Source organism: Flavobacterium fluviale (assembly GCF_003312915.1).
Lineage (GTDB): Bacteria > Bacteroidota > Bacteroidia > Flavobacteriales > Flavobacteriaceae > Flavobacterium > Flavobacterium fluviale.
Genome location: NZ_CP030261.1, coordinates 3,258,001 through 3,279,504, shown reverse-complemented (window position 1 = coordinate 3,279,504; position 21,504 = coordinate 3,258,001). Strand labels below are relative to the sequence as shown.

Annotated in this window: 6 protein-coding genes; all 6 read right to left on the bottom strand. The window is 42.7% G+C overall.

The features are described from left to right. Window positions 1-15: 15 nt before the first annotated feature. Window positions 16-1,470 carry a DUF1254 domain-containing protein gene (locus HYN86_RS14310; protein ID WP_113678650.1) on the bottom strand — a complete coding sequence of 485 codons (1,455 nt, stop codon included), beginning with the start codon at window positions 1,468-1,470 and terminating at the stop codon, window positions 16-18. 567 nt (window positions 1,471-2,037) lie between these two features. Beyond that, complete coding sequence (locus tag HYN86_RS14305; protein ID WP_113678649.1) at window positions 2,038-3,972, bottom strand: OmpA family protein; 1,935 nt, start codon at window positions 3,970-3,972, stop codon at window positions 2,038-2,040. A 15-nt stretch (window positions 3,973-3,987) separates the two neighbouring features. Beyond that, window positions 3,988-4,905 carry a PorP/SprF family type IX secretion system membrane protein gene (locus HYN86_RS14300; RefSeq protein WP_113678648.1) on the bottom strand — a complete coding sequence of 306 codons (918 nt, stop codon included), beginning with the start codon at window positions 4,903-4,905 and terminating at the stop codon, window positions 3,988-3,990. 44 nt (window positions 4,906-4,949) lie between these two features. Then, complete coding sequence (locus HYN86_RS21280) at window positions 4,950-16,994, bottom strand: Ig-like domain-containing protein (RefSeq protein WP_113678647.1); 12,045 nt, start codon at window positions 16,992-16,994, stop codon at window positions 4,950-4,952. Between the two features lie 1,505 nt (window positions 16,995-18,499). After that, window positions 18,500-19,993, bottom strand: coding sequence for a DUF1254 domain-containing protein (locus tag HYN86_RS14290; RefSeq protein WP_113678646.1), 1,494 nt, complete (start codon window positions 19,991-19,993; stop codon window positions 18,500-18,502). A 1,343-nt stretch (window positions 19,994-21,336) separates the two neighbouring features. After that, window positions 21,337-21,501: a PTS sugar transporter subunit IIBC gene (locus HYN86_RS14285; protein WP_113678645.1), complete on the bottom strand. Its 165-nt coding sequence runs from the start codon at window positions 21,499-21,501 to the stop codon at window positions 21,337-21,339. Window positions 21,502-21,504: the final 3 nt, after the last annotated feature.

The window sequence follows — 21,504 nt, the reverse complement described above, 5'->3', positions numbered from 1 at the left end:
AAGTTTAGCAATTGATTATTTAACCTCTTCTATATCTCCAAGTTTCCATACCCTGTCAAAAAAGGGCTTTTCCGGGCCATAAATCCTGAATAATACTTCAAATTTTCCTTTAGGGTCCGTTGGGATCCAATTTGATTCCTTGCCTGCAGGAGATTTTGGGCCGAAGAAAATATCGACCGAGCCATCTGTGTTCTTTTGGATCTCTGTCGCATTCGATGCTCTGCTTGAATGCGGCAGATTTTTGATAAGGCAATGTGTTGTGCGGTCGTAGACTGTTGCCGACCAATATTGCTTGGTGGGTACATTTGCAGGCACGTGGAGCATATAGGTTTTATCGCCATCAAGCGCGCGGCCTTCCTTGTCTTTTCCTGCAATAAGATATATTTGCGCTGTACCCAGGCGTTTTATGCCTACATAACCGATTGAATAGGTCAGTGCTCGGGCATCTGTAGGATAAATATCAGATTCCGCATATCCCGAAGATCCCGCCTTGACCAGTTCCGGCATTGCGGGAACAGCCCACTTCGCATCAGGATTTATCGGAGGGAAGCCCTTTTCAAGCATTGCTTCCAAATAGTCATGCGCACCTTTTGCCGCTGCATTCAGAATCTCGGTGGTTCGTGCATCAGGGTTATAGGGTTTCCCTTTTTCAATGCCTATGCTTTTTAGTTTATCAATCATCGCCTTGTCGCGCACCAGCATAGGCTGGCTTTGCACAATGCGGTTAAGAGAGATGAAAAACCGGCTGTTGTAGGGGATGACGGAATTGTAAAGCACATCCTTCACGTCTGTATATTTTGTTTCGCCGGGATTATTGGCTTTAGCAAGCGGATATAGTTTTAGCTGTTTGCCGTAATTGACGGCAGTCACTATATCGGCATCACTGTGGCTGGGCAGGTTGGAGCGGAATAATCCATAACCCTCATAGGTATCGGCTTTCAGTACAATGTATCCTTTAGGAATATTTTCCTTATAGTCAGGCGGCAGTATCAGATATTTGCCGCCAGCGCCTTTATCGGCTCCGTAAGGTCCTGCATCTTCAAGGGGCATCTGCCATATATTGTCAATATTGGCGGCAAAGGAGCCATTTTTTGCCGCAGGAACATCTATAACTATTGGTCCGGCATCCTTTGTGTTGAAAAAAAACATAAAGTAAATCGCGTCGGGATTTGGCGTTAATGTCTGATTATGCCAGTCTACGGGTTTTGACCAAAATATGATCTCATTTTGCTTCCCTTTGGTGCTGCCCAGCATTGCCTGAAGCATAAGGTCATAATTAACGGCAGGCATGCCCCATACTAAAGCTTCGATTGCGCGCTGGTAAACAATCTGTTCCTTGATGCTGGCAGGTTTGAATTCTGCCGAAACAGCACCCTCAATATCGGCTTTCTCACCGGAATTTGCTGATGGTGTTTGGTTGCATGACGTCAATAGCAGGACAAATGAAAAGACAAAAAGACTTTTTTTCATAATATATCGAATTTTAGCAGTTATATATCTTCTTCCTTAGTTATACATCCTTCATATAAAAAAGGAAACTATTAAATAATTTGTAGTGCCATTAAAAAAAATCCCTCTGATGTGGCAATTAAAATATTAAGCTTTATGAATTCTTTAAATGCATAACATATAACACTACATATCAAATAATTACATAAAAATAAACAAAATTCCTACAACTTTTATTTTTCCTTTTATTTTTTTATCTGCCTTATTAAATTGAACGGAACTGCAGAATATTACTGTCCAATTTGATGTGCTGCTGAGACAAAAAAAGGTTTATTCCTCAGAATCGGAACGCAGGTTTTAATACATAAGTAGAAGTATCATCGACAGCGATTTCAGGTGTAAAGTTCATATCCTGCTTTGCTCTTGCAATTAGTCATACGCAAAGAAAATCTAAAAAATGCCGCAATGTTTCAATTCAACAAAACCATTGAAAATTGGACCAGATGCTTTCTGCCGGGATCATATTTTTTTTAAAAATAGGTGTTTTCTGTTTTCTTCTGACCAGTCGAAGCATATTGGTTTTGCTGTTTACAGAGCGGTTACTATAAATTGGCTTCTTCTGTTTTTCTGATGTTCCTCTTCACCGCATATCACCCCATCTGCACACTTATTGACAAGCTGGGTCTCTCCATATCCTTTTCCTGTTAAACGATTTTTGTCCACTCCATTTTTAATGAGCCAGTTTATAGTTGATTTCACTCTTCGGTCAGACAGAGAGTAGTTATATGACCCCGTCGCCCTGCTGTCGGTATGGGAGCGAATATCGAGTTTCATTGTTGGATGCTGATTCAAGACATCCAGAATTTTTTCAAGATCGAATAATGCATCAGAACGGATATCAGACTTATCGAGATCGAAGTAAATCATTTTGATTCCAAAACATTTTCCCAAGTCGTCCCCTACTGCAACTTTGCATAGCGATTTATCTAATGCGATTGGCAGATTGGTTTTTCCGGCAGCTTTTCCAATAGTTATATTTAACTCTTTTGTTGCGTAATCCGGTTTTTCGGCTCTTACATTATAGGTTTTGCCGCATTCTGCAGAAAAACTGTACTGCCCCGATGTATTGGAAACCGTTGAGTTTATAATTTTTTGATTTTCGTATAAAGTCACTTTTGTTTCTGGAAGCACAGCACCGTTTTCTGAATCTGTTATGGCGCCATATAATTCCTGCAGGCATTTTAACCTTCTTGTTTCCAGAAATTTATAGATATCATCAGAACCTTGCCCACCGTCTTTATTGGAACTGAAATACCCTTTTCTGGAAACGGGATCAATGATATAAGCGAAATCATCTTTAGGTGAATTGATATCATTGCCAAGGTTCCGAATACCGCTTATGGTTCCGTTGTCTTCAATCTGTCCCACAAATACATCGAGTCCACCCAGTCCGGGATAGCCGTCTGAGGCAAAATAGATTTCGTTTTCGCTGGTTATATACGGAAAGGTTTCTTTTCCTTCAGTATTGATGCCTTTCCCTAGATTAATAGGCGTCCCAAAACTGCCGTTTCCGTTAATGCTGACTTTGTAAATATCCGACTGCCCAAAAGTACCCGGCATATCGGATGCAAAATACAGCGTTTTTTCATCCGGGCTCAGCGAAGGATGTGCCGTGCTGTAATTATCGCTTGTAAAGGGAAGCGCTGTTACTTTTATCCATTTTCCGTTTTCAAGTCTGGCCTGGTAAATCCTTACCAGCGTAATTTTACCAGCGTCTTTGCCTTTTTTGCCGTTGGCATAATTGTTTCGGGTAAAATAAACCGTTTTTCCGTCTTTGGTAAAAACAGGAGATGATTCGTGAAAACGACTGTTGATCTCCGATTTGATTTTATTCACTTTTAACGCGCCGCCGCTTTGGTCATCAAGATCGGCACTGTAGATATTGGTGAAGTATTCTCCGGTCCATTTGTGCTTTCGCTGCGAGAAATTCCCTGTATCTCTGGCCGAGGCAAAGTATATTTTACTATCGTAGACAAAACTTCCGTAATCCGAATATTTCGAATTGATGCCGGCATCTTCAATCTTGTAGCGGCCTGAATTGGCTCTTATTTCATCCAGATAATGGGCATCATCATTATAGCGCCCTGCTCTGGAATCGTTTTTGTATCTTGCGCTGAATTCATTCATGATTTTAGTGGCTTTATCCACCTGCCCTTCTGCTTTTAAAGACTGTGCGTATCTGTAATAATATTCGGCCTCGGGCGAAGCGTTTAATGCGAATAACTCTCCGTACCATTTGGCTGCTCCCTCAAACTCAGAATTGAAATAATAGGAATTTCCGAGCCTCTTAAACAGATCTTCAGACTTGTATCCCTTGTCGGCTACTCTTTCATAGGTTTTTATGGCATCGATATAGGCATAGCCATCGTATTTTTTATCCCCCGATTTCAATTTGGAATCCTGGGCATAGCTGTCAAATGAAAAACAGATTATCGTTAAGGCGAAAAGTATATAATTTTTCATAATCATTTGTTTTTTTTAGAAGAAACGGGGAGTTGTCATTTTGCCATGATTTTTAAAGAATTCATAACGTAGGAATATCTCGTGCGATCCTGAATTATAATTGTTCAGTTTTGTGGTTTCACGATCATATCCATAACCTACATACAATCCGTCAGTGATCTGAAATCCAGCCATTGCGCTTAATGAGGCGCTCCATCTGTAGGCAGCTCCGACTACAAATCTGTCAATAAACATAAAATTGGCAGAAATATCAACCTGAAGCGGCGCTCCTTCTACCATTTTGGCCAGTATAGCAGGTTTGAATTTATAATACTGGTACTTATCAAGATTAAGGACATAGCCCCCCATTAAATAATAATTGATTTTGTCCTTATAAATGGCAACATCATTATCATCGTACCTGTTGGTTTCGATAAAATTAGGAACCGAAAGCCCTATATAAGCCTTGTCAGAATGCCAGTAAACCCCTGCTCCCACATTGGGAGAAAACTTGTTCTGAAGGTCTTGAAACTGCGGGTCTCCCTGATCGGCGGGATTTAGTTTATTGATATCCAGATTGAATATATTGGCAGTTCCTTTTATCCCAAAAGAGAGCTTGAAATCAGCTGAAGTCCGAACAGTATAGGATATGTCTGCCGATATATCGTTCTGGTTGGTCGGTCCGATTTTGTCGTTTACAAGCGACAGCCCTACCCCTAGATTGCTGTTGTTGATTGGCGTATTGATCGAGAAGCTGCTTGTCTGGGGCGCTCCATCTAAGCCAACCCACTGGGTGCGGTATAATCCAAAAATACTTAAAGCGCCTCGTGATCCCGCATACGCTGGATTGATATTGATCGTATTGTACATATACTGCGTAAATTGGGAATCCTGCTGGCAGTATCCTGCAATTGCCGTCAAAATCAAAACGAACGAAAAAAACTTTGTTTTCATATGTCTTTAGATTATAAAAGGGATAAAAGCTCCCTGTAAGGAATTTAATTTTTTATATACAAATAACCCGATTTCTCCTGCGTCCTATTTGACGTTTCATTCTGATATTTCAAGGTATAGAAATAGGTTCCATCCGGCAGGCGGTCACCTCTTGAGATTGTTGTCCTTCCGTCTGAATATCCCTGGAATATGTTTCTGTTTGACCCATAACCCGAGGTCTCGAAGACTTTTACTCCCCAGCGGTTATAAATCTCAACACTATTATTTGGATAGCACTCCAATCCCTGTATATGGAATTCGTCATTAATTCCGTCTCCATTTGGAGAGACAGCATTAAACACTTCTATGACACAGTTAACAACATCAACCACTGTTGGATTATCACCTAAAAAATTTTCATCGTCAGAAAGGGCATTTACTTTTGCTCCCGAAGGCGACGTCCCTTCTGCCAAGGCCTGATTAGTGACTGATCCTGCATCGATATCAGCGCGCGTAATTACATACACGGCGCTGAAATTTGTTGCATTAATCTCTTGCGGCGCTAAAGTGATCGGGCTGCCGGACAGCACTATTGCAGGCAGATTATCCGTTATCAATACATTTGTCAAGGTTGTATTCCCCGTGTTTTTAACCTCAAAATTATACCTGATTGTCTCTCCTTCTTCGGCAAATCCGTTGCTGTTCTCATCTATTACAACAGCTTTCTTGATTACCGCGATGCCTGATTCTGCGGCCAATGGGGTAATGGTGCAGGTTGGACAGAGGGGATCTGCCGGACATGCGGTACATGGCAGCGGATCAGTTGATATTGCAGTTACATCATTTCCTTTAGGATCTTTACCTATTGCTTTTGCAAGGTTGTAGACTACTGCTCTATCAAGATCAGCCTGCGTTACCATATGAACGGCTGTAAATGCCGAGGTATCTGCCGCACCTGGGGCTAATGAAGACAAAGGTCCTCCTGCTACAGCGGCATTATCATCAAGTATGATAATGTTGGTCAATATTGTGCTTCCAATATTTATCACTGTAAAAGAATATTCTATTCTGTCGCCGATATCAATTTTTCCGTCACCGTTCCCATCCACATAGGTTCCGTGTTTGGCAAGTGAAATGCCAGCGATATTGTCTGTCGGCAAATCGGTCGAACAGCCTGCAGGATTGGTACATGAAGGATCTGGATTCCCAGGATTATTAGGATCTTCCGGTTTAGAAGGCACCTCCGGCCCCCCATTTGCTGATGCTGTGGCAAGGTTTGCAATTGTTGTTATACCTTTAAGATCGGACGCTGTCTTAACTTTGAAGCTGAAGCTCTGGATCATGCCAACTCCCAAATTGGTAGCCGTAAAAATGACTATTCCGTCTGTAAGTGTCCCCCCGCTTACATAAGTTGTATTTGCCGGTACAGCATCTCTAATTGTTACAGCGTCGATTTTGGCACTTCCTGTATTTTTAACGGTAAGCCTATAGGTTAACTCTTCATTGGCCTGCGCTTTGCCGTCTCGATCTGAATCAAGTACTGTTTTCACTAAGGTAAATACAGCAGGACAATTATCTACATTCAATGTAATTAAATTGCTTTGCATTGAAGTGCATATTCCATTACTTACCACAGCGCTGTAAGTTCCCGCATCAGAAGCTGATGCCTCTGCTATCACATAAGAGGAACTTACAGCTCCAGTGATTGCACTGCCATCTTTATACCACTGAAAAATTCCTGTGCCTGCTGCGCTGATTGTTGCACTGTTGCCTGCACATATTGACGCTTGTCCTGATAAGCTGATAATTGGATCTTTTGGTAATGCGTTTATGGTTACAACTACAGCCTTGACTGCTGAACATCCCTCTGCTGTTGTTCCCTTTATATAGTAAATGCCGCTGCTGGTTACTGCATTTGCGTTGGCAAGAACTGTTGCAGCTGCAGCATCCGTGAAATAACTAAAGGCCAGCCCTGCTGTACTACCAGTGGTTACAGCTGGCAAGGTCAGGTCAACCGAGGTGCCAGAACATACTGCTGCAGGGCTGGTGATTGCTAAAACCGGTGCTGGATTGATATTTACCTGCACTGGTTTGGTATCCCAACATCCCTCTGCTGTTGTTCCCTTGATATAGTAAGTGCCAGCCGCTGTGATGGCATTGGCATTGGCCAGAGGCTGGGTACCTGCCGCATCGCTGAAATAGGAATACGTCAGATCTGCTGTGCTTCCAGAGGTTACTGCAGGCAGAGTCAGGTTCACCGAGGTGCCAGAACATACTGCTGCAGGGTTGGTGACCGCTACAACCGGTGCTGGGTCGATGGTTACCTGCACTGGCTTGGTATCTGAACATCCCGCTGCAGTTGTTCCTTTTATGTAATATGTGCCCCCTGTTGTTACTGCATCTGCATTGGCAAGAGCAATAGTGCCCGCCGCATCCGTAAAATAAGCAAAACTCAGGTTTGCCGTGCTTCCAGCGGTTACTGCCGCCGCGGTAAGATCTACTGTCGTACCTGAGCATACTGCCGCCGGGCTGGTAATCACTACTGCGGGTGTTGGGGTTACAATAACAGAGCTTGTCGCATTATCAGAAAAAGTATTGACTCCATTGCTCACGGTAGCCTGCAGGCTGACAACATAAGTGCCTGCCGCCGCATAACTATGTGTAGGGGCCAGATCAGTGCTTGCCGTGGTTCCATCACCGAAATCCCAAATCAGGCCTGTCAAGGAATAGCCTGCTGCTATAGTAGAGGCGCTGGTAAATTCAAACGCATTTCCTACAAGGCACTCATTGGCAGGATACACCGAAATGTCAGCCGCCACATTCGGATTTTTGGTTATCGAAATGGCCTCACTTGCGGCTGCCGTACAGCCATAGCCGTTAGTGACTGTCAGAGCTACTGTATAGCTGCCCGCAACATCATACTGGTGCGTTGGAATAGCTGCTGAAGAAGTGCCTCCATCGCCGAAATCCCAGCTATAGCTCAAACCTGCTACCGCAGAGATTGGTGTAAAGACATACTGGTCATTTGCGTTATTGATCGCATCATAGGTAAATGACGCATCCGGCTGGGGATTGACAACGACGTTTACCGAGCTGATTGAAGAACATCCTGTGGCAGGGTCAGTCCCCTGAATATAATAAGTATCACTTGCTGTGATGGCATCAGCATTGGCCAAAGGCTGGGTACCTGCCGCATCGCTGAAATAGGAATATACCAGATTTGCTGTGCTTCCAGAGGTTATTGCCGGCAAGGTCAGGTCAACCGAGGTGCCAGAACATACTGCTGCAGGGCTGGTGATCGATACAATCGGTGCTGGATTGATGGTTACCTGAACTGGTTTGGCATCTGAACATCCCTCTGCTGTTGTTCCCTTTATATAGTAAGTGCCAGCCGCTGTGATGGCATTGGCATTGGCCAGAGGCTGGGTACCTGCAGCATCGCTGAAATAAGAATATACCAGATTTGCTGTGCTTCCAGAGGTTATTGCTGGCACGGTCAGATCAACCGAGGTGCCAGAACACACTGCTGCAGGGTTGGTGATTGCTAAAACCGGTGCTGGATTGATGGTTACCTGCACTGGTTTGGTATCCGAACATCCCTCTGCTGTTGTTCCCTTAATATAATAAGTGCCAGGCGCTGTGATGGCATTGGCATTGGCCAGAGGCTGGGTACCTGCAGCATCGCTGAAATAAGAATATACCAGATTTGCTGTGCTTCCAGAGGTTACTGCAGGCAGAGTCAGGTTCACCGAGGTGCCAGAACATACTGCTGCAGGGTTAGTGACCGCTACAACCGGTGCTGGGTCGATGGTTACCTGCACTGGCTTGGTATCTGAACATCCCGCTGCAGTTGTTCCTTTTATGTAATATGTGCCCCCTGTTGTTACTGCATCTGCATTGGCAAGAGCAATAGTGCCCGCCGCATCCGTAAAATAAGCAAAATTCAGGTTTGCCTTGCTTCCAGCGGTTACTGCCGCCGCGGTAAGATCTACTGTCGTACCTGAGCATACTGCCGCCGGGCTGGTAATCACTACTGCGGGTGTTGGGGTTACAATAACAGAGCTTGTCGCATTATCAGAAAAAGTATTGACTCCATTGCTCACGGTAGCCTGCAGGCTGACAACATAAGTGCCTGCCGCCGCATAACTATGTGTAGGGGCCAGATCAGTGCTTGCCGTGGTTCCATCACCGAAATCCCAAATCAGGCCTGTCAAGGAATAGCCTGCTGCTATAGTAGAGGCGCTGGTAAATTCAAACGCATTTCCTACAAGGCACTCATTGGCAGGATACACCGAAATGTCAGCCGCCACATTCGGATTTTTGGTTATCGAAATGGCCTCACTTGCGGCTGCCGTACAGCCATAGCCGTTAGTGACTGTCAGGGCTACTGTATAGCTGCCCTCAACATCATACTGGTGCGTTGGAATAGCTGCTGAAGAAGTGCCTCCATCGCCGAAATCCCAGCTATAGCTCAAACCTGCTACCGCAGAGATTGGTGTAAAGACATACTGGTCATTTGCGTTATTGATCGCATCATAGGTAAATGACGCATCCGGCTGGGGATTGACAACGACGTTTACCGAGCTGATTGAAGAACATCCTGTGGCAGGGTCAGTCCCCTGAATATAATAAGTATCACTTGCTGTGATGGCATCAGCATTGGCCAAAGGCTGGGTACCTGCCGCATCGCTGAAATAGGAATACGTCAGATTTGCTGTGCTTCCAGAGGTTATTGCCGGCAAGGTCAGGTCAACCGAGGTGCCAGAACATACTGCTGCAGGGCTGGTGATCGATACAATCGGTGCTGGATTGATGGTTACCTGCACTGGTTTGGCATCTGAACATCCCTCTGCTGTTGTTCCCTTTATATAGTAAGTGCCAGCCGCTGTGATGGCATTGGCATTGGCCAGAGGCTGGGTACCTGCCGCATCGCTGAAATAAGAATATACCAGATTTGCTGTGCTTCCAGAGGTTATTGCCGGTACGGTCAGATCAACCGAGGTGCCAGAACACACTGCTGCAGGGCTGGTGATTGCTAAAACCGGTGCTGGATTGATGGTTACCTGCACTGGTTTGGTATCCGAACATCCCTCTGCTGTTGTTCCTTCTATGTAATAGGTTCCCCCTGCGGTTACCAAAGAAGGATTGGACAACACAGTGGTGGCTGCCGGATCGGTAAAATACTTGAAGGCCAGCCCGGATGTGCTTCCTGCTGTTACGGCTGCTGATGTGAGGTCAACCGATCTTCCTGAACAAACTGCTGCCGGGTTGGTGACCGCTACAACAGGTGTTGGGTTAACCGTCACCGCTACGTTCTGGATTACAGAACATCCCTGCGGAGTGGTTCCTTTTATGTAATAGGTGCCTCCTGCGGTTACTGAAGACGGATTGGACAGCAAGGTGGTGGCTGCCGAATCGGTAAAATAAGCGAAGGCCAGCCCGGATGTGCTTCCCGCTGTTACGGACGCGGCAGTAAGGTCAACCGATGTCCCTGAACATACTGCTGGCGGGTTGGTAACAGCTACTGTAGGTATTGGATTGACGGTTATATGCACCGGACTGATCGCATAACAGCCCTCTGGTGTAGTTCCTTTGATATAATAAGTACCCCCTGTTGTGACTGAAGCTGGATTAGAAAGTAAAATACTGCCTGCAGCATCAATGAAATAAGTAAAGGTCAGATTTGATGCACTTCCCGTTGTAACTGTCGGTTCTGTCAAGTCAACTGAAATACCTGAACATACTGCTGGCGGATTAGTAATGTTTACAGCCGGTATAGGATTAATAGTTACCACTACATATTGCATTGCTGAACATCCTTCTAGTGTTGTCCCTTTTATATAATAAGTGCCGCCTTCTGCTACTGCCTCGGGGTTGGCAAGGACCGTTGCAGCTTCAGCGTCTGTAAAATAAGTGAAAGTCATATTTGCGGTGCTTCCAGCAGTTATTGAGGGCGCGGTCAAATCTACTGTTGTTCCTGAACATACTGCTGATGGATCGGATGTTACCACTATAGGAGTCGGATAAACCGTTACCGTTACAGGCTGGATTGATGAGCATCCTTCTGGTGTTGTTCCTTTTATGTAATAAATGCCGCTTGTCGTTACTCCTTCTGCACTGTCAAGTACTACAGTGCCTGCGGCATCTGTAAAATATGTAAAGTTCAGATTAGGTGTGCTTCCTGCAGTTACTTCTGCCGCAGTAATATTTACGATAGTGCCCTCGCATACTGGTGCAGGATCAGTCACACTTACAACCGGTATTGGGTTAATAGTTACCTGAACAGGACTGATTGCAGAACATCCCTCTGGTGTTGTTCCTTTTATGTAATAGGTGCCGCCAGCTGTTACTGCATCTGCATTAGCAAAAGCTGCAGTGCCGGCTGCATCTGTAAAATAAGCAAACGTCAGGTTCGATGTGCTTCCTGCCGTTACTGCCGCTGCAGTCAAGTCCACCGAAACACCTGAACATACTGCTGGCGGTGGCGTTGTTGTTACTGTGGGAGTCGGATCAATTGTTACAGTGACAGGCTCTATTGCTGAGCATCCTTCTGATGTAGTCGCTTTTATATAATAAATGCCACTTGCCATTACTGCATCTGCATCGTCAAGGACTATTGTGCCTGCGGAATCTGTAAAATAAGTAAAGGTCAGATTGGCTGTGCTTCCAGCTGTGACGGACAGAGCCGTCAAATCAACTGTGCCCGAACAAACCGCTGGCGGGTTGTCAATCACTAAAGACGGCGCTGGGTTGATCGTTACCAGTACCGGAGTAATCGCAGAGCATCCTCCCGGCGTTGTTCCACGAATATAATAAGTGCCGCTTGATGTCACAGCGTTTGCATTGGCTAAAGGCTGCGTGGCAGCCGCATCACTGAAATAAGCAAACGACAGCCCCGCTGTGCTGCCTGCTGTTATATCCGGCGCTGTCAGATCAACTGCTGTACCCGCACAGGCTGCCGATGGATTGTTGACAACTACAAACGGTGTTGGGGTTACGGTTACCTTCACGGGACTTATCGACGAACATCCCTCAGGCGTTGTTCCCTTAATGTAATAAATGCCGCTTGTTGTTATGGCATCTGCCCCATCCAAAGTTTGCGTCCCATCCTGATCAATAAAATAGCTATATGCCAAATTAGCGGTACTACCAGAAGTTACTGCTGCTGCTGTAATATCTACTGTAGTGCCCTCGCATACTGCTGGCGGATTGTTAACTGTTACAACAGGCAGCGGATTGATAGTTACCTGCACCGGACTTATCGCAAAACATCCCTCGGGAGTTGTTCCCTGAATATAATAAGTACCTCCTGCTGTTACTGCATCTGGATTGGCGAGGGCCACCGTTCCTGTGGCATCTGTAAAATAAGCAAAGGTAAGGTTTGATGTGCTTCCCGAGGTTATTGCCGGTGCTGTCAAATCAATAGGAGAGCCTGAACATACTGCCGCCGGATTGGTAATGGTTACTGCAGGTGTTGCGATTACTAGAACAGAACTCGTGGCATTATCGGTAAAAGTATTTACGCCATTACTGACCGTAGCCTGGAGATTTACAACATAAGTACCTGCTGCCGCATAATTATGAATTGGATTCAATGCAGTACTTACTGGTGCGCCATCGCCAAAATCCCAAATGAGACCTGTTAGCGAATAGCCCGATGCTATGATAGAGGCACTTGTAAATTCAAACGCATTTCCAATAAGGCACTCATTGGCAGGAAACACCGAAATGTCTGCTGTCACATTCGGATTTTTGCTTATGGAAATAGTTTGAGCTGTGACGTCAGTGCAGCCATTGAGATTGGCAGCGGTAAGCGTTATAGTATAGGTGCCCAGTAAATCATACTGATGTGTTGGAACAGCTGCAGAAGAAGTTCCTCCGTCTCCGAAATCCCAGCTATAAGTAACATCTGCGGCGGTAGAGATTGGTGTAAAGGTATACTCGTCATTTATGTTATTGATTGCATCATAGGTAAATGAAGCATCAGGCTGCAGGTTGACTTCTACAGCTACTGGGCTGATTGAAGAACAGCCCGTCGCAGGATCAGTTCCCCTGATATAATAAGTACCGCCTGCTGTGATTGCAGTTGCATCAGCCAAAGGCTGCGTCCCTGCTGCATCGCTAAAATAGGAATAAGTTAAACTTGGTGTGCTTCCTGAAGTCACAGCTGCTGATGTAAGATCTACGGCTCCTGGTGAGCACACTGGTGCCGGATTGGTAATTGCAACAGTTGGCAACGGGTTTATAGTTATTGTTGCTGCAGCGCTAGACGGACACGGTGCAAATGAATATGAGGCAACAACATTTACAGTATATGTACCTGGAGTACTTACCGCCAAATCAATCTCACCGCTATTGGGATTTATAACCAGACCGGCTGTTGAGGTGAATGTGAATGCATGTGATGCGCCGAGAAGATTGGATCCTGTCAGCCTGTGGCGGCGCAATACGGGATCTGGAGGGGCTGACCATGTGACTATCAGATCTGGCAATACTGTTCCAGATCCGCAGAAGGGACCGCCAGGATATGTCAGACTTGTATCTGCCGGCGCCAAGTTGCTTACTGCCACCGCTTTTATGGCTGAATCGCATCCTGTAACAGTATCTGTTCCTTTTATATAATACGTGCCTGGAATTGTGACTGCAGCGGGATTGGCCAATGCGTTAGCACCTGCGGCATCTGTAAAATAGGTAAAAGTCAAATTTGCCGAGCTGCCAGCGGTTACTGCAGGCAAGGTAAGATCTACAGCAGTTCCTGCGCAGACGGGATCAGGGTCAGTGATTGCTAATACTGGAATGGGATTAACAGATACAGTCACAGCCTTGATTGCGGAACATCCTGCCGCAGTTGTTCCTTTTATGTAATAGGTTCCGCCAGCTGTAACTGCACCAGGCGCACCAAGTGCAATTGTCCCTGCAGCATCTGTGAAATAAGCAAACGTCAGGTTTGGAGTACTTCCAGCAGTTACTGCCGGAGCAGTCAAATCAACTGAGGTCCCCGAACATACTGCCGCAGGAGCATTGGTAACTAATGTCGGAGTCGGGTTAATTGTTACAGCCACACCCTGTATTGCCGAACACCCAGCTGCAGTTGTTCCTTTAATGTAATAAGTTCCGCTTGCCGTCACTGCGCTTGGCGAAGCGAGAACTGCTGTAGCAGCCGCATCTGTAAAGTAAGTAAACGTTAGATTTGCAGTACTTCCAGCAGTTACTGATGGTGCAGTAAGGTTAACTGATGTACCTGAACACACTGCTGGCGGAGCCGCTGTTACCACTGTAGGGCTCGGATTAAATGAAACCAATACAGCCTTAATTGCCGAACATCCAGATGCAGTTGTTCCTTTTATATAATAAGTCCCCCCTGCTGTTACTGCACTTGGCGTATCAAGAACTGATGTTCCTGCTGCATCAGTAAAATAAGTATAGGTAAGGCCAGCTGTACTTCCAGCGGTTACTGATGGTGCAGTCAGGTCGACTGGTGTTCCAGAACATACTTTAGGCGGGGCCGCTGTGACCACTGTTGGCACCGGATTGACTGTTACCGTTACAGGCTGGATTGCGGAACATCCTGCCGCAGTCGTAGCTTTAATGTAATAAGTGCCACTGGCAGCAACTGCCACAGAATTGGCAAGAGCGGCTGTGCCGGCTGCATCAGTAAAATAAGTAAATGTAACACCTGCTGTGCTCCCTGCCGTTACAGCTGCATCTGTAAGATTTACTGTACTAGGCGAACATACTGCAGCAGGATTATTAATAACAAGTGTTGGCAGGGGATTTAAAGTTATAACTAAGCCGGCGGTGTTGGTAGTATTGCAAGGCGCTCCAACAGTCACTGCACAAGTATAATTATTTACTCCTGCACTAAGATCAGTGTAGCTGACAGCCGGACTTTTTAAATTTTGATTTCCTGAATTGATACCTGGACCAGTCCATAAATAGGAAGCTGCGCCAGATATATCAACATCTAGTTGAATGGTGCCTGAATTTAATTTGCATAATTTTGGATTGTTCAAACCATTTGCAGAGGCTGTCGGTGCACTTGCCACACCAATTTGTGCTGACTGTGTTACAACATTTCCGCATCCATCCTGTACTTTGAAATAATAAGTTCCTTTGCTTAGTGCTGTAAACTGATTTGAGCTTTGAAAAACTCCATATGTCGTCCCTCCGTCTTTGCTTAAAGCATATGACAATGCATTATTGGGAACTGGTGAAATACTAGTGGCAGTAATTGTAAGTATTCCGTCAGCAGCGCCGTCACTGCAGACAAAACCTCCAGTACTGCTTCTGTCTACCTTGACAGTATTGCTTGCGTCATAGGTAATTGTTTCAGTCAGTACATTGGTATTGCCTCCCTTAATGCGCAGCCCGAAAACGTAGGTGCCATAATTCAAGCCATTAAACGGGAGTGATGCTGTTGTACTGGCTAAATCTCTTACCTGCCCCACATTTGATGGCCCTGAAACGATAATGACCTGATAAGCACTAGCTACATCAAAATTACCTTTCATTGTATAATTAAAGCCTCCGCAGACTGGTGTCATCGTGCCGGCTGAAAGAGTGGCAACATACCCCTGTACAACAGCATTCATGGATTTTGTACCGCAGGGGCCTGTTATACTCAGCGTATAATTTCCTTTTGGCCAATATCCAGCTGGATCTGTCGGATTTACTCTTGGAAGTGTCGCATTGCCTGTCGAATTTAATGTCACGCTGCCAGTTGTTCCCAATGGCACCAAAGGATTGTTGGATGCTGTTACAGTATAAGTCAGTACATCCCCTATTTGATAGGGAGTATTGGAAAGGATCAGCAAGCCATATCCCAGCACATTCAAATTAGGCTGTACAGCTGACAAAAATTGTGAAGGTGTAAATGAAGGCTCAGCGGGAATATTAATTTGAGATGAGGGATTACCTAAAAAATTTCCGGTTGTATTTCCCGCTGCATCAATGTAGGTAAAATTATAAGTGGCTCCTGCAGTAAAACCGCTTAAGGTCGCAGGAATACTTGACAATGTCTGTGTAATTACATCGGAAGGATCGGCAGTATTGGTAAAAACCATATCCATCGGAAGGCAGGTCAGCAAATTGGCTCTAACGCTCAGTAAGCCAGTTCCTCCACAATTAGATGTAGTTATGGTTCCTCCATTATATACGTGCCTGATTGGAAATTCTTTTGTGTTGCCGCACTGATCCATCAGTACTACCCTCATATTATTAATGTCTGCGTATATGTCTTCACGGGTAGCTGCGAGCGGCATTTTAAAACTTATAGTCTGCGGTGAAATACCATCCGCTCCTACGGTAGCATTTCCGTCTGTACCAATTCCATATAACTGGCCCTGAAATTTTATTTTCCAGCTAAACAATGCTGCATCAGCAGCAGAGATAACAGTACTGTTCGAAATATATTGAAAACCAGCTTCCACCATTATGATTATCGGTGATGAACAGGCAGAAGTCTGGTGTTTAGGATACGCATAGCCTATTCCTAGTTTAAAATCGTTTACAGTTACGGTAGGATTGGTGACAGCTGTTGATCCAGTGACAGTTTGTCCGCAGGCATCTGTAGCACTTACAATGTAACTGCCTGCAGGCTGTGCATTAAAAGCAAAATTAGAAGCGCTTACGGCACCGCTATCCTGAATTATTGAACCAGGAGAAGACTGCAGTGCTATCTTGTAGGTTATCGGTAATTTACCGCCTGTAACCGTAGTTGTTAAAACTGCAGATCCTCCAGAACAGCTGGCAACTTTAGTTGGCGTCGCAATGCTCATCGGCGTATAACCGTCTGAAACTGCTATATTTGCGCTGGTAAAAATTGTTCCTGTACTTGTATTGCGCCCTTTAAGCGTGTAAGTTCCGGTGGAAAGAGCCTCAAAAAGAGGGTTAGTCGTAAATTGAGCAGGATCATTTGGAATTGGTGCAATCACAACATTATTTTTAAGCAATTGATACTGGGGAGAAGTCCATCCTGCATTGTTACTGGCCGTGATAGTACCTCCGCCCAGACAGCCGGTTGTACCTGGAGTGCCCGATACGGTTTGTGCAGAGGAAAAAATACTTAGAAAAAAAATTAAAATTAGAGTTAATGTAAATTTCGATTTCATAACTATTTTTATATTAAATTATAAACTTTACCACTCAAGCAATCAGGATATCCTTTAAGCAGATATTGGGCAGACTTGATCACTCCTTGCTAGCTATTATCAACTAACTGCGAAGAAAAATCTACCAAAATATCATTGAAGACTTAAAAGCAATCATCTATTTCAAAAGCAGACTGCTTATCTAACCTGATTCAAATTTTTAGCTGATCAGCAATATCTTACCTTCCAATACTCTAAATTTTGCGACAAACTTTATATTTATCACTGTTTAATTTTATTATTTGGAATCTGGCTTGGGCAATGAAAATTTAACTAGACATTTTCCTTGGCAGTTATTCATTATATAGCATTAAAATAAGTACCACAACTGCAAAAAAATAAAGCCTTAGATCATGTAAAGCACATATTAATAGTACGGGCAAATAAAAAGTGCGAATAGGAATAAATTCAGATGGCGGAAAGAAGATAGAATATGATGTAAGACGACGCAATCAATTTTCTAAATGACAGTGCTGCAATTTTTTGAATTAAAGAACGTGGCAGTACATCTAGGGAATATCTTGCATTATCATACATAGTTAAGGCTACAATTAAAGTAAGTAAGCAATTATTAAATTTTTTTTATACAATAACGTTATTTCTTACAAAAGTAAACAAATAGATAAAAAAAAAACTGTTGCAACAACAATTTCATGTTGCAAATTATAAAATGAAACAATATTTAACATAACTGCTTAGCAATAAAAAAAAACTAATGCTTTAAGCTTCAAAGCATTTAAGACTCTAGTAATTTTCTTATAATAATCATAGCAAGGTGTTTTAAAAATAAAATTGAGGCATAAAGCGAGATTAGTATTCAGTTTTTAATGATTTTTAAAATTTCATTTTCAAATGCAACAAAATCAATTAAAATGACACTTTTAGGTTCTGTCGTATCTGTCAAAATCAAATCTAAGAATTTAGGGGATATAAAAGTTAACCCGCCAGCGTACAGAATGCTTTAAATATAGAGATCCCGGTCTAATCAACTGATTCTTCCGAAGCATATGCACAACTTCAATTCCGTTTAGAGTTCTTTTTGCAGATTAAAAACTTTTAAAACCTAATTCGTTTTTTATCAGCTATTTGACAAAACGATAGTCCTGTTCGATAATAGAGCCAAATAAAGACAATTCTGGCTTAATGACAATAATCTTCTCGAATCCTACATAATATTTGTAGAATTGTATATTAGTTTACTGCCATAAACCAATTTAGTTTCTATAATTTTTACATCAATCCTAACAGAACATCCAAACCAAATTTATAAAGCCAATGAAAGACAGGCACTACATGTAGTAAGCTAATTTCTTTAAATCATCCAGAAATGATGTTGTAATTTGTCCTGTCGAGGTCACAACGCCAAATGGCGCCAATTGAAGACAATTGGCGCCATTTTTTATTTATTTTTACTATATAATCAACTTAAAATAATTTTTTCCTTTACTTTCTCTTTTTGACTGAAATTAAATTTTTACTACAGACGGAGGCGTCCATTGATTTTTAATTACGGACTGCTTTGGGCCGTAGCATCTGAAATATAAACAGAAATCATCTGCAGGGCTTGGCAGCCAATTGGCTTTTTTGTCCCCTTCCGGCTCCGCATGCTGCACATACAATGTAAGGGAACCATCGACATTGTACTTTAAATCCCGGTTTTTGGTTCCAACCGAATAGCGTTTTATGACATTGGGATAGAAAAAGTGATGCTCGTCATAAAGTGTAAGAGACCAGAAGCCGTCTACAGGCGGAAGGTTACCTTTTGCAAATGTCAGGGTATACTGTTTAGAACCATTCAGTCGAGATCCTTTTGAATCGAGATCCTGATAAAAATACTTTGTTTCTTTACCTGCATTCACCAGTATATTGGATTTTGCTATGGCTGTACGGGTGAAATAATCCGTTCCAAAGGCAGCACAGTTATCGGCAGTAGTCCAGTTCCCTGGAAGAGGTATTCCCCAGTTGCGAAATTGCAGTAATGGATCAACCAGTTCTTTGTCCGCTTTATGGGCTTCATCAATCATCGCTTTTTTCAATGCAGGATCTTTCTTTGCTGCTTCGATCACCGACAGTACCTGTGCGTAACGAGCTTCCTCGCCGGGCAATGGAGGAGCATCTTTCAATACAATAGGAAGCTGATCGAAAAAGGTATCTGGAAAGACCCATTTCGTTTCTTCAGATCCGCCATCTTTTGTCGGCGAACCTAAGGATGGAAGCCTACTCCAGTCCTGCTGTTTCATTTTTCCGTCAAATTTATCCAGAGCATAGACATCAATAGAATTAATTATGGCCTGGACTGCATTTTTATCTGAGGGCGTATCATCCTGAAAAACTCTAGGTACAATAAAGGCTGTGCCTGTTTTGCTGTAAAATACTTTAGTGATTCCTTTAGGCACCTCTCCTTTCCAGTTAGGCCCCGCCAGCATGTAAAACCCTGGTTTTGTACCATACATCTTCCCAAGCTGGGCAAAAGCATCTGTGCGAAGATCCACCACCTGATATACCCAGAAACGCTTGCCAAAATCCGGAACCTGTATCACGACGGGAGTCTCATCAAGAGCGGCAATAGCAGCTCCGTAAACCACATCCTGATTTGGACAGGCAACCCAGCGCTGTTCAGGCTTAATATAATCATGCAACATTGCCAAAGAATTTAATGGCGCAAATGGCAGTACGCCATTCATAAGACCTACTTTTGGTGACTGCTTGAACGCAAGACGTCTGTTGTAAATGTTTTCCATTGGCCAAGCCCAGAAATAGGCATCTCTTGCGACCTGTCTTGCATAAGATTCTGTAATCTTTACATTTACATCGGGGCCATTCGGTACTGAATCCGAAAATTTGCCTGAAACATCAGCATCAGTTTCTGCAGAAGATAATGTTCCATTTTTATCACTTTTATTCTGATTGCACGCTGTCATTGCAAGAAGTACAATGATTAAAATCAATTTGTTTTTCATCTTTTAAAATTTAAAAAATAACTATAGCTTATTTAATTTTTTCTACGTCATTTAGTTTCCACCTCTGATCATACAGCTTTGGAGTTGGGCCTTAAAAGCGGGCTAAAATTTTAAATTTCCCTTTAGGGTCCGTTGGAATTCAATTTGATTCGCCGGATTCAGGTGCAGTTGATTTTAGCAAAAGCATCAACCGCTAGTTGAAAATGTACTGCCAGCATGCACCAAATGGCAGATTCTATTCCTCGTTGATACAAAATCTGTTCCTGAATATTAGCGTGCTTAAAATCTGAAATTGCCGAAACCTTACATAATCTACTAAAAAATAAACAATTTCAAATTATTATACAGTTTAAAGCTACAATATTTTTTTTAAAATACATTAACTTTTATGCACAAGTATAAAAATCAACAACATTAACTAGAGCTTCTCGTCCAAGTATCGTTTTTGCTTATGTCAAGTCATGGCAATTTTTGCTCTGGACTTGGTACTATCATGCCACAAAATGTTAATGAGAATATTAAATAAGTTCAGCAAACCATTCAACTACACATATGTACACAAAATATCGGGAAGACTTATCAAACCATAAAAAAATGAAAAAGATTTATTTAAATACAAGATTGTAATTTATAGAGCCATAGAAAGACAATTTTACCTTAACTTAAAACATTCTTTCAAAATCCTCGATAATAGTTGTAGAATTGTATAGTATTTTATAGAAATAAATCAATTTTTAACCTCAATCGAACGACATTTAATGAGTTAATTAAATATTTTTTATCGTCCAGAAAATAGGCAAATTAAATGTCCAATTCAATTACTTTCTGATTGGATTAAAGCAATATGAAAACACTAGTATCCTTACCAAATTTTAATTTGAATAATCTACGAATTATTATATAATTTTACTAAAAACTGGCTCACTTTCTTCAGGAAGTAATAAATTTTATTGTCAAAAATTTTTTCTAAACCTTTATATCTTAATAAATATAAATATATAGATGTTTTAACATTTTTTAACTTTTAACCCTTACAATACATACAAACCGCTTCCAAATAAAAAATCAAAATAATTATCTTACAAATTCACTTGAAAGTAAGCCAATTTCTTTAAATCATTCATAAAATGGTTTGTAAATTGTTCAGTAAGGTCACTTAAGGAGACAACTATCATATAGTTGTCTCTTTTTTTATGCACAAACATGTAGACTTTTCAAGCCTTTACAGCCTAACATTTGTGGTTCGATTTTTCACAAGGAATTCTTAGCCTGTTTGAAATAAACAGGCTTAAAGTGTCTTTATTAGAGATTTAATCGAAGCTAGACGATGGTTCGAAATCCCGTTAAGGATATAGGATTTTTTTTTCTTTTGGTTTTTCGTGATTTTTTGATACTAAATATAGTAATTCCAAAATAATTTTAGCTTCCTTCTCATCTACCTGAATACCGTTTTTAGAAAGAGTAATAACGGCTTTTTCTACTGAAACATTCTTCTCAATGAAATTCATTTT

What these genes read in the sequence shown, in the direction of transcription:
- HYN86_RS14310 (WP_113678650.1), bottom strand. Translation starts at nt 1,470, where the DNA reads ATGAAAAAAAGTCTTTTTGTCTTTTCATTTGTCCTGCTATTGACGTCA.
- HYN86_RS14305 (WP_113678649.1), bottom strand. Translation starts at nt 3,972, where the DNA reads ATGAAAAATTATATACTTTTCGCCTTAACGATAATCTGTTTTTCATTT.
- HYN86_RS14300 (WP_113678648.1), bottom strand. Translation starts at nt 4,905, where the DNA reads ATGAAAACAAAGTTTTTTTCGTTCGTTTTGATTTTGACGGCAATTGCA.
- HYN86_RS21280 (WP_113678647.1), bottom strand. Translation starts at nt 16,994, where the DNA reads ATGAAATCGAAATTTACATTAACTCTAATTTTAATTTTTTTTCTAAGT.
- HYN86_RS14290 (WP_113678646.1), bottom strand. Translation starts at nt 19,993, where the DNA reads ATGAAAAACAAATTGATTTTAATCATTGTACTTCTTGCAATGACAGCG.
- HYN86_RS14285 (WP_113678645.1), bottom strand. Translation starts at nt 21,501, where the DNA reads ATGAATTTCATTGAGAAGAATGTTTCAGTAGAAAAAGCCGTTATTACT.